General features: G+C 49.0%; 6 protein-coding genes. 3 read left to right on the top strand and 3 right to left on the bottom strand.

The window, feature by feature from the left end:
* Nucleotides 1-124 precede the first annotated feature (124 nt).
* Nucleotides 125-2,104 (top strand): ABC transporter ATP-binding protein/permease, encoded by a 1,980-nt coding sequence (locus FC34_RS01970; protein WP_057893704.1) that lies wholly within the window; start codon nt 125-127, stop codon nt 2,102-2,104.
* Nucleotides 2,105-2,171: 67 nt separating this feature from the next.
* Here the strand turns inward: FC34_RS01970 and fni are convergent, their stop codons facing one another.
* From fni to mvk, 3 genes are read right to left on the bottom strand one after another with little or no spacing between them, the layout of a single operon-like run.
* A complete protein-coding gene (gene fni / locus FC34_RS01965; protein WP_057893703.1) occupies nt 2,172-3,197 on the bottom strand; it encodes a type 2 isopentenyl-diphosphate Delta-isomerase in 1,026 nt (341 codons plus the stop codon).
* Nucleotides 3,198-3,207: 10 nt separating this feature from the next.
* The gene (mvaD, locus tag FC34_RS01960; protein WP_057893702.1) at nt 3,208-4,161 is read right to left on the bottom strand and encodes a diphosphomevalonate decarboxylase; all 954 of its coding nucleotides are present in this window, start codon (nt 4,159-4,161) and stop codon (nt 3,208-3,210) included.
* The gene (mvk, locus tag FC34_RS01955) at nt 4,158-5,105 is read right to left on the bottom strand and encodes a mevalonate kinase (protein WP_057893701.1); all 948 of its coding nucleotides are present in this window, start codon (nt 5,103-5,105) and stop codon (nt 4,158-4,160) included. Before mvk ends, mvaD begins: the two co-directional genes overlap by 4 nt.
* A gap of 100 nt (nt 5,106-5,205) precedes the next feature.
* Between mvk and FC34_RS01950 the strand changes: the two genes are divergently transcribed.
* Nucleotides 5,206-8,673: a PD-(D/E)XK nuclease family protein gene (locus FC34_RS01950; RefSeq protein WP_057893700.1), complete on the top strand. Its 3,468-nt coding sequence runs from the start codon at nt 5,206-5,208 to the stop codon at nt 8,671-8,673.
* Nucleotides 8,651-12,259: a helicase-exonuclease AddAB subunit AddA gene (addA, locus tag FC34_RS01945; protein ID WP_057893699.1), complete on the top strand. Its 3,609-nt coding sequence runs from the start codon at nt 8,651-8,653 to the stop codon at nt 12,257-12,259. The genes FC34_RS01950 and addA overlap by 23 nt, the downstream gene beginning before the upstream one ends.
* Nucleotides 12,260-12,344 lie beyond the last annotated feature (85 nt).

Here is a 12,344-nt window from a genome sequence, read left to right as displayed (position 1 = left end):
GGCTGGTTTTTTATTTTACCCAACCGGGTATCGTTATAAGTGTACTCAATTTATGGAATATAAATTGACTTTTTTGCTGCAATTCACTATTGTGGTGGGATGGTTTAGGAAAGGACGAGATGGCGTGGCATTTTTAGAATTATCTGATATTCACAAGAGTTATTATCTTGGCAAAGAAGAATTTCCAGTCTTAAAGGGGATTAACTTGGCTTTCGAACGGGGCGAGTTTGTTTCCATTCTGGGGGAATCCGGGGGTGGTAAATCCACTCTGATGAACATTATTGGCGGTCTTGATCGCCAGTTCAGTGGGGCTGTCAAAATTGACGGCAAAACATTGGATCACAGCAAAGAAAAAGAAATGGATGCCTACCGGCGGGGAACTGTCGGTTACATCTATCAGTCTTATAATCTGATTTCACATTTATCAGTTTTGGATAATGTGCTGATTTCATTAGATATGACGACTCTCAATCGCGAGCAACGCAAACAACGCGCAATCGATTTGTTGACGCAAGTTGGTTTGGCTGATCAGATGAAGAAACACCCTAACAAACTATCTGGGGGGCAAAAGCAGCGGGTTGCGATTGCCCGGGCGCTGGCGTCAGATCCAAAGATTATCATCGCTGATGAACCCACAGGGGCCCTTGATTCACAGAACACCAAAGAAGTGCTTGAGTTATTAGATGGCATTGCGGCTCAAGGAAAGCTTGTCATCACCGTGACCCACTCACAAGAAGTTGCTGATTACGGGACACGGATTGTGCACTTGGCTGACGGCGTTATCGACGGGGATACTCGCCTGAAAGATGCCTACCCCGTTCAAGCCGATAATGGCCTCACCCCTCGCAAGATGCCGGCCCGAGCAACATTCCGCAATGCGTTTAGTCACTTAACCTATACGTTCTGGCGGAACTCGCTCATTATGCTTGGGACCGGGATCGGCCTGTTCGCCGTGCTCCTATTCTCGGGATTAGGGAATGGGGTTAATGCCTTTATCCAAGATCAGATTAATTCCATGGTCAATCCACGCTCAGTCAACGTTTTAAAATCTGACTCTAAGAAGAAACTGTCGAGTGCTGAAGCTCAGGCCAAACTCGGCCAATTGCGATCTGATCCAACCAAACTAGCCATTTCGCAAAGTCAACTTGATGCCCTTAATAAGGTTAAAGGTGTTGACGCCGTCGAACCTGGTTATACATTTGGCTCGTTTAGTGTCACTTATGAAGGTAAGCATACCAATGGCTCTAGCCTGAATACTTGGACCAAAGCCTATACCGACAATTCGGTCACCGTGGGCAAAGCGCCAACAGCAAACGACACAATTCTCGTTGCCCGCAGCGTCGCCAGTGCTTTAATGGGTGACAAGCAATGGAAAACAATTGTCGGTAAAACCGTTAAAGTCACCATGCCATGGTTCTCAAAAGCAGGTCAACCCGTCCAAGCAACACGGAATGTCAAAGTCGTTGGGGTTTCTGACAGCGGTCAAACTTCAACAACTGTGATGAACTATACCGCCGCCAAATCAATGCTGAGTGCCGCCAATGCCGACACGAGTCCAACATTTGTATCAGTGAATGCTAAGACCTTGGATGATGTTAAACCTGTTTCCAAACGCATTGCTAACATCAAATCCAACGGGCGCTATACCTTTATGGCGATCACAGTCGGTGATTTACTTGATACTGTGCAACAATACGTGGGCTTGGCCTCAACCGCTTTGTCTGCTATCGCTGGGGTTTCGTTAGTCGTTTCTGCCTTGATGATCATCGTGACCATGTTCATGTCGGTCTCCGAACGGACTAAAGAAATCGGTATTTTGCGGGCGTTGGGCCAATCGAAGGGTGATATTCGTTTACTCTTTACGTCTGAATCTCTGTTAATCGGGATCTTCTCACTCGTGCCAGCCTTTGTTCTGGCCTACGGGATTGGCTTTGCCTTGAATAGTGCTTTATCAAGCATTATCAGTTTCAGTTTCGTCCAGATTACACCGGGGAATATTCTAACCACAATCATTCTCGCGTTAGTTATCAGTTTCTTGGCAGCCTTACTGCCAGCTAACCGGGCTTCTAAGATGAACCCAATTGATGCCTTATCTGCTGACTAACAATAAAAATCTAAAAAGCTGTGATAACCCACTTGGGTCATCACAGCTTTTTTGTGTAGCCAATTGCTCAAGGCAGAGCCAGCTGGCGTTGTTTGGCATAACTAAGTAATTCAGGGGCGTAGACGACCGATTTATCACGCAAGGCATTCAGAGAGTTGGCCCCGACTAAAGTCATTAATTGCGTTAATTGGGCCATAAATGCCTGCAACTTGGTGTTCGTCGCATCCAGGCCGTCCTGAATCAACCAATGGAGGACCTGACCACTCATTCCGACCGATCGAGCGCCTAAACGTAAGGCTATCAAGGCGTCGAGCGGGGTTTGAATACCGCCGGTAGCTAAAGCGGTCATGGGTGAGCTCGCCGCTTCAAGGAGTGATTCAGCAGTCGTTTGACCCCAAGATGCCAAGTAGGCAAAATCTTTATCTGGGCGGCGACTGTTTTCGATTTGGGCGAAGTTTGTCCCGCCACGACCGGCAACATCGACATACTGCACACCAATCTCGGCTAAGGCCACCAAAGTCTCGCGGCTCATCCCAAAGCCCACCTCTTTAACAATCACCGGAACAGGGGATTGCGCCACAATCGTTGCCAAGTCATCTAACCAGTGGAAATCACGATCACCTTCTGGCATGACCAGTTCTTGGGCGGCGTTCAAGTGAATTTCTAGGGCGTTGGCATCAAGCATAGCGATTGCTGCTTTGGCATCAGCCCAGGTGTGACCGGCGCCAAGGTTAGCCAGAATGAACCCCTCAGGATTGTGCTTGCGCAGGGTCGTAAAAGTCTCAACTACGCTTGAATCTTTTAATGCGATGGCCTGAGAGCCCGATGCAATTGCTAGTTGCTGCTGCTGGGCAATCTGGGCCAACTGGCCATTCAATTTGCCCGTCTGAGCAGAACCTCCAGTCATGGCATTGATGTAGACGGGGTGAAGCCAACCAAAGAGATTAGGTTGCAAATTAACGTCGCTAACCGCCAACTCTGGCAAGGCAGTGTGAATAAATCGAACGGCGTCAAAACCGGCTTGACTTTGATGGTAATATTTCTCAGCTAAAAACACATGTTCATCTTTGCGATGTGATTGTTGCGATTGCATGGGCTTCTCCTTAATCAATCAGTGTGGCGGCTGGTCCAGGTTGGGTCACGGTGACCGTTTTGAAATCTTGGCGTAGTGTGCTAACAATGCGATCAACAAAGGGCGCGAGCGTTAGAATTTTGACATTAGGGCCGGCATCCATTGTCGCATACGCCGGAATTCCTGCTTGGCGTAATTGCTGCACATGCTGCAAGGCGGTAATGGTCTTGGGTTCGAAGTAGCTCAACGCTGGCTTGGCCGCTAACATGGTCGCGTGCATTTGGTAGCTGCTGGCTTCAGCCAATTCACCAATCATTGTGAAATCATTATTAGCCAGTGCGGTTTGCATTGGTGCAATCGCTGCTTCATTGCTGGTGACGAAACTCGAATAAAACGGACTGGTCGCAACAGTATTTTGCATGCCCGCCCGCGAAGAAACAGCCTTTTGGCCGCCATTAACCAAGACGACCACCATTCGAATCGGAATAGTTGGCTGTGTGGCCACCGGTTCAGCATAACTTGTCGCATCGTCGTGACCGCGATGCCAAATGACAAACCCACCAGCAATCGAGCGACTCGCCGAGCCAGAACCCCGCCGAGCCAAGCGGCTGAGCTCAGTCGCCGACAGTTCCATCCCAGCAGCAGTACTGGCTGCCAAAGCTAAAGCTGCATAGGCGCTGGCCGAGCTGGCTAGTCCGGCTGTCGTTGGGACGTGATTGGCCGACGTGACCGTGGCAAATTCTTGCCGGCCTGCTTGTTGGCGGACCAAATCCAAGAAGGCGCTGACTTTGGCTGCTGGAGTTTGGCGGCCATCAAGATAGAATTGATCAGCATCGAGACTGGCATCGAAATGAACAGATGTTTCAGTATAATAATCGGCCAAGGTCATCGATAGGCTGCTGGTATAGGGCAGCATCAAATCGGGATCTTTCTTACCCCAATACTTAATTAAAGCAATATTAGTATGTGCGCGCGCAGTTGTCATTGTCCATCATCCTTAGTTGAAAAGTCATAAACCCAAGTTTCTTTAGCACCCGCACCGGTTAAAGCGGCGGCTACTTTCTGGGCTGTTGAAACATCTTTGGCCAGGGCAATCATACAGCCACCGAGACCAGAACCGGTCAACTTTGCGCCCAGTGCCCCAGCATCTTCTGCGACATCGACCAAATGATCAAGGGCAGGGGTGCTGACACCCAATGTTTTTAAATGTTGTTGATTGGTCGTCATTAAGTGCCCCAGAGTCACCAGATCATCTTGTGCCAGGGCGAGAGCGCCTACCTTGACCAAGTTACCGATAGCAGCAATCTCTGGCTGGTAATAATCTTTATCACCTTGCAAAAGGGCGGCCACCTGACCGACCGCTTCGCCTGTATGGCCTGAAGTTCCAGTATCAGCAATGACGAGGACGCCCTCAGGCGGTAACCGCAGAGCTTTGGGCTTTTGATTTTTGATGAACCATTGCGGATGGCTGGCACTGGTTGTGGCGGCATCAAGACCACTAGGATTGCCGTGAATCAGTTTCTCAGATACGCTCGCCCAATTTAATAAAATCTCTCGGGGCAAAGCTTGTCCGAACGCCTGATAAAACGCTCGAACAATAGCGACCGCGGTCGCAGCACTCGAGCCCATCCCGCGTTCAGCCGGTAATTCGCTGGCAATCGTCAACATAAAACCTTGTTGTTCCGCATCAAAGAACCGCAACAACTGGCGAATCAATTGCGCAATGCCAGCAAAGCGAGTCTTGGCCGCGGCCCGCAAACTACCTGAATAGAAAGTTGAGGCAATCATCTGGTCTTTCGGTTGTGGCCTGAGCGTAGCGGTCAGGCGAATTGCTTTGATGGGCAGCGCTATCGCTGGTTGATGATACACAACCGCGTGCTCGCCCATGAGAATTATTTTGGCGTGGCTGACCCCGATACTGGTCTGCATGTTCATTCCACCTTCGTTATCACCCCAAAATCATCGCGAAGTCGGGGTGTAAAATATGCTAAACTTACTATAAATTCGATTCAAAAAAGGAGTGCGGCGGATGTCGTTAGAATTCATTATTGGTCCGGCTTCAAAGAATCATACCCAACTCATCAGTGCGCAAATTAAAGCGGTCCTCGCAAACGACCCAGAGGCACAAGTTTTCTACTTGGTGCCTAATCATATCAAATTCGAATCAGAAGTGAATCTGCTCAAGCAATTGACCGATGATCCTATCAGTGTCCAAACGCGTTTACAGGTATTGTCGTTTAGCCGTCTGGCCTGGTTCTACCTTAAGGATTTACCAGTATACCAATTGCCGCGATTAAATTCAGGTAACAACACCTTGTTGGTGGCCAAAATCCTTCAAGATCACAAAGCAGAGCTTAATTTATATCAAACAGAAGCTGATCATCCTGGATTTGTCGTCCAGTTGGCGCAACAGCTTAATGAATTGGCCCTCGGCCGTATTGGCGGTGACGATTTGCAAACCTTGAACCAAGAGCAGGGGACACAGAATCCCAATCCGAAGAAGTTTGCTGATTTGTCCGTCCTTTTATCAGCTTATACGCAGGCGTTGGGCCAGTTTGTGACGCCTTCCAGTTTGTTAGACGCGTTAACTGAGCAGCTCAATAATACAGACCTCAGCCATACATACTTCTATCTCAATTATTTTAACAGTTTAAATGCCTCAGAGTTACATTTGATGGAATGTTTAATCAAAAATTCAGCCGGTGTCACCGTCGCTTTGACCCATAATCAGGATGAAACCTCCCGGCTTTTTCACCAGAGTCAGCGCCTATTAGAACAGTTACGCCAATTTGACCCCAGTGCGAAGTTCGTCACCCATCTGCCTGAGCGCCAAATGGCACCGATGATGGCAGAAGTCGAGGAGTTTTGGTTGTCAGTCACTGACCAATCCACTCAACCCAAACCCAAGACTACCGGTAACCTCACTGTCGCCATGGCCAGCGATCCATACGCCGAACTCCGCCAGGTAGCCAGAGAAATCGTCCAGAAAGTCCACGCTGGCGCCCGATACCGAGACTTTCTGATTATGGCCAGGCATTTAGACCCCTATACCTCAAGTATTCCGGCAATCTTCTCCGAATTCAATCTGCCTTATTTCGTCGACGTCGAACACCCGATGGCCAACCACCCGCTCGTGGTGCTCATTGATACCTTGTTCGAGGTGCAACGGAGTAATTACAGTTATGCCAGTATGATGCGACTGCTGCGGACTGAGCTGCTAATTCCCGAATCAATGCCGCTTTCTGATTTCCGTGCGGCCCTAGACGTTACCGACAATCATTTGTTACGGACTGGGATGACTGGTCGATACTGGCGTCAGAGTGATCCGTGGCAGTATTTCCAACGTTATAACGATGCAACAACGGAACTAGACAGCCAAAAGAGTACGCAAATTAACCAAATCAAAGACTGGGTTGCTCAAACAGTGACGCCGGTATTGAATCAACTCAAGGCGAGCGAATCCAGCCAAGACGCTGCCGCCGTTTTATATCAATGGCTGCTCAGCGCCGGCGTCAAAGCACAACTCAATGCCCAGCGTCAGGCCGCAACAGCAGCAGGGGATTTAATGCAAGCGCAGGCGATTGCTCAAGTCTGGCAAACGGTCTGTGATCTCTTAGACGACTTCGTTAGTGCGTTCGGTCAGCAACCTTATCAGGCGCGCCAATTTCAGCAATTGCTGAACGCCGGGTTTGCTGGGGCCACCTTTACCCAAATTCCATCGACCCTGGATCAAGTTGTCATCTCAGAAACCGGCTTAACTCGTCTCCAGCAAGCACAACATGTCTACGTGATTGGCGCAACCAGCACAGTTATGCCAGACATTCAAACAGAGACGTCAATTTTGACCCAGTCAGATCGAGACTTTCTCGAAGACCGGCTGGCCCAGCAGGATAGACCCACTGACCAATTCTTACCGGCGACCGGCCCCAGAACCGTGCTTGATGACCCGTTTATTAACTACTTAGGTTTCATGGCCGGCAATCAAATGCTGACGATTAGTTATCCCGTGCATAATGAAACCGACTTACAGCCTTCAATTTATGTGACCCAGTTGCAGGCTTATTTTGGTTTGACGCCTGCAATCTGGCAAAGCCCAACCTCAAAAACCACTGTCAAACTAGCACTGGGCTCGCCGCGAAGTTTGCTCAGTGATGGGATTCAAGTGCTCCGCTTAGCCACTGACGCACAGCAAGTATTGGCAAGCGATTGGCAAAGCTTATTTCAGACTTTACGACAAAGCCCGTTGGCAGGCCTGAGCCGACATTTATTGTCGAGCATCGACTTTCAAAATACTGTTGGCAGCCTGAGTCCAGAGATTGCTGAGGCCTTGTATGGAGATGTGATTCGAGTATCAGTTTCACAATTAGAAACTTACTTTAAGAATCCGTTCGAATACTTCCTTCGGTATGGTTTGCGGCTGCAAAAACGGCCAGAATTTGAATTATCACCAGCTGATACGGGTACCTTATTCCATGGCGTACTCGACCAATTCGTTAGCCAGCAAGACCTTAATACGGTCACGCCAGCAACCATCCAAACAGTGGTCGCACAACTGATGGCTGACTTTAGTCAACAACCTGGATTCGAGATTCTCCAGAGCAGTGCGCGTTTTCGCTTCATCACCGCACAATTACAGCGGGTTCTCGTTCAAACGTTGACAGCGATTGTCCAGCAGCAGAAACAAAGTGACTTTCACCCGCGCGCCACAGAATTATTGTTCGGGCAAATTGGCGGCCAAAAAGGGCTCCAGCCTTTAATCTATCCACTCCCAGGGGGCAAAGCCGTGCAGATGCGGGGTAAAATTGATCGGCTGGACACCTTTAGTGATGGGCAATCGACCTATTTCCTCATCGTTGACTACAAGTCCAGTGACCACCGATTCAATGACAGTGACGCCTACTATGGCGTTGCCTTGCAAATGCTCACCTATATGGATGCCGTCCGCAATCAGACCAGCGATCAACCTCTAATCCCAGCTGGCGCATTGTATTTCAGACTATACAATCCGCGGCTGGATTATCAGCGCGATGCTGATCCGAGCCAGTTGGCAGATGAAATGTTAGGCCAGTTTCAAATGCATGGTTTCTTAGTCAATCACGACACGCCAGATGATCCAATTCTGTATCATTTGGACAAAACGGCTACTCCGGACAATCCGGCCAAGTCTAAGCTAGTCGAGCTAGCCTACCGCAAAGATGGGCAACTCGCCAAACACGGCGTCAACATTATTGGGGTTGGTGATTTGGAGCAATTGCTGGCGCACAACCGGCAGAATATCGTCAATGCTGCCACGCAAATTGCCAATGGAGTTATTGATTTAGCCCCATTCCAGTATGATCAAAAGGCTGAGACCATCACTCAGAGTGATTTCGTCGCGATCATGCAATTTGACCCAGCACTATTAAGCAATAACTATCATCAAGTCGAAAAACTCGATCGACAAACGGTTTTGGACAAGTTAAAGGAGAAAGCTGATGGCAACGAAGTGGACGAGTGATCAATTAGAAGCAATTACCTTACGGGGCAAAAACATCCTCGTTTCAGCGTCTGCTGGTTCCGGCAAAACCACAGTGTTGGTGGAACGGATTATTAGAGAAATCCTAGCAGGCGAAGATATTCAATCTTTGTTGATTGTGACCTTCACAAAGGCTGCCACGGAAGAAATGCGGCAAAAAATTCAGAGCAAACTCATCGAACGGCTGCAATCAAATCTGGAAAGCGCCGATCGCCAACGGATTCAAACTGCTTTAAATCGAATTAATACCGCCAACATTCAGACACTCGATGCGTTTAATCTCCAACTGGTTCAGCGTTACTACTATCTCCTTGACTTAGATCCCGGATTCCGCTTGTTGGCAGATGAAGCCGAGCGCCAAATGCTTGAAGAACAGGTATGGGACCAGTTACGCGAGGTTTTCTTTGCCAGCGCGCAGCAAGCCGACTTTATTGCGCTTAATGAACAATTTAATAATGACCGCAACGATAACGGCCTCCAGGAGTTGGTCTTCCGCCTAGTAGACTTTGCAATGATTAACCCAGAGCCAGCGGCCTGGTTGGCGCAACTAGTCGCTGATTTTCAGGCGAGCGATTTCGAAACCACTAGCGTTTATCGCGACCAATTCTGGCCACTCATTCGTACATGGCTCATGACTATCGACAATCTACTAGCCACCGCACAAAGCGAGATTGATCCGACCCTGATGAAGCCATGGGCAGACAATTTGGCCGCCAGTCGTGCACCTTTGCAGGAAGTGATTGCCACAGATCTCCCGAGTTATGCAACCCTCACCCAATTAGACCAGGTGGACTTTGGCCGCTGGCCGAGTAACAAATTGGAGGATGAAGCGTTAAAGGCAGCTAAAGAAGCGGCCAAAACGCCCCGCGACGCGGCCAAGAGTTTATTTGATCAACAAGTCCGACCATTAATTCAAGTCTCCGCCACTGACCTGACCAAAGCCCTAACAGCTAGTCAACCTCTCGTCGCGACTTTGGTCAGTGTTGCGCAAGAATTTATGACCAGTTTCGCTGCGGAAAAACAACGCCGGCATCTCCAGGATTACGGTGACCTGGCCCACAATGCATTAGCCATCATCAATTACGTTGATCCAGATACCCATATCGCGATGAAAGACGTGCTCAGCCAACAATATTCAGAAATTATGGTCGATGAATATCAAGACTTGAATCCTTTACAAGAAGCGCTGCTAGCCGGGCTGAGCCGCCAACCGGGTAATCGGTTCATGGTGGGGGACATGAAACAGAGCATTTATGCTTTTCGACTCGCTGACCCCAAAATGTTTTATCAGAAATATCTCGACTATGCCGATGGCCACAATGGCTACCGCGTGATTTTGGCCGACAATTTTCGCTCCTCTAAAAATGTGATCGACTTTACCAACTTCATCTTTGAACAATTGATGGACGTCAAAGTTGGGGAGATGGACTATGATGAGGCCGCCAAATTAATTAAGCATGCGAATTATCCTGACGATTATGCACCAACAACGGAAATCCTACTATATGACAAGACAATCAGTGAAAAGCCGCTCACGGATTCGCAAGGGCAGGTGCAGCTCATCATTCAAAAGATCCAAGCCTTGATGGATGGTCAGCATCAAATCTATGATGCCAACGGACAACTGCGCCCAGTGCGTTATCAAGACATCACTTTATTAGCCCGCTCGCGCTCATTGAACCCGTTAATTCAAGATGCGTTCAACCAGGCCGGCATTCCAATTGTGGTGGCCGATGCCAAAAACTTCTTTAAAACTACAGAACTGCAAGTCATGCTTTCGATGTTGCGGATTATCGATAATCCCAAACAAGAAATCGCTTTGGTCGCCGTGTTGCGGTCACCAATTGTCGGGTTGAGTGCTGATGAACTCAGTCAAATTCACTTGGCAGCCAAAGATAAACCTTTCTACGATGCGCTAGACGTATTTTTGCAGCAAGGACCATCTCCTGCCACCCACAATTTATTTGATCGACTGAAAGATTTTGTCAGGCAGTTAGATCGCTTTCGCACGCTCGCCCGTAATAACCAATTAGTGGACTTGATTTGGGCTATCTATCAAGAAACAGGATACTTAGATTTCGTCGCGGGTATGCCCGGTGGTGCCCAGCGCCAGGCCAACCTGCGCGCCCTCTATGAGCGCGCCCACGCCTATGAAGACAACGGCTTTCAAGGTTTATTCGAATTCGTCCATTTCATCGAGTTGATGCAGAAGCAAGACAATGACTTAGCGCTGCCGGTGGTCTTAAACCCCGACGTGGATGCCGTTTCATTGCTCACGATTCATCAAAGTAAAGGCCTGGAGTTCCCAATCGTGTTCGTCATCAACATTGATAAGAGCTTTAACAAACAGGACCTGCGCCAAAATGCTGTGATTACCCAGGCCGGTTTGGGCTTTGCTTGGCTCAATCCTGAGAATCGAATGGTCGTGCCATTGCCACAATTCTACCTCGCTCAAAATGCCGCCGTTGCAAAGTTGCGGGCCGAAGAAATGCGGCTGTTATATGTCGCTTTGACACGAGCTCAGCAACAACTCATTCTCGTCGGTGCTGCCACTGCAAAGGATCGAGAAAAGTGGTTGCAAGGTAGCGATAGCGAGCACGTGCGCTTGCCAGAAACCACTCGTTTACAAGCCAATAGCTTTCTAGATCTCATTGGGCCAGCACTGGTCCGCCATCCGGACTTTCCAGAGGGCGCTAGTAGTTCAGTGTTCGCCCATGAAGCCAGCCACTTTAGCCTCGAATTTTTAGATGCCAGTGCCGCTGTGACAACCACGAGTCTGACAACTGAGCCGGAGCGGAGCATCGAACCTGATCAACCGACTTTGGCCGCTTTACAACGCTGGTTTGCTTTTGAATACCCATTTGCAGCCGAAACGACGACAACCGGGTTTCAATCAGTTTCGGAAATCAAACGGGCCTTTGATGATCCGGACAGTCTGGAACTCGTGGATAGTAGCACGGTTGTGCCTGTTAATCGGTTCCAAGACGATCTGGCGACGCCGGCATTCATTGAAACCACCAAGACCGTTAGCGCCGCGGCAGTCGGCACGGCAACGCACCTTGTGTTACAGAAAATTGATTTAAGTCAGCCCGTGTCAGCGGCACTCATCAACGATACCATCGATAATTTGACCCAGATGCAGCTGATTGAAACACCGGTGGCCGACCGAATCAACCGCGCCAACTTACTGCAATTCTTCCAAGGCGATGTGGGGCAGCTGTTATTAGCCAATCCCAGCAAGGTGGTTCGAGAAGCACCATTTTCAATGTTGGTTCCCGCCACTGAGCTCTTTGGAAATTTGAATGACGCCACTGAGCGAATTCTGGTCCACGGGATTATTGATGGGTACGTTCAGACCCATGATGGGATTTTGCTTTATGATTTTAAGACTGATCAAGCTGACGCTGAAGCTTTGCTGCAGCGCTACACCATTCAATTGAATCTTTATCGTGAAGCGCTGAGTCGAGTCCAAGCGCAGCCCGTCTATCGGCAAGTTCTCATCGGCCTGGCGAACGGACTCACAGTGGACGTGCCGCAGCAGTCAATCTTAGCACCCACCAACGGTTAGAATGGACTTAGTGCCGGTGGTGGTAAAGGTCTAGCGCAAATAGTATGATAGAAGCATATTATGAAAGAATATTGGTGAAATTCCC

Origin of the sequence: Lacticaseibacillus brantae DSM 23927, from assembly GCF_001436115.1 — a bacterium.
In the GTDB taxonomy this organism is placed as follows: domain Bacteria; phylum Bacillota; class Bacilli; order Lactobacillales; family Lactobacillaceae; genus Lacticaseibacillus; species Lacticaseibacillus brantae.
The sequence above is the reverse complement of the archived record's forward strand: the minus strand, read 5'-3'. Positions and strand labels throughout refer to the sequence as shown.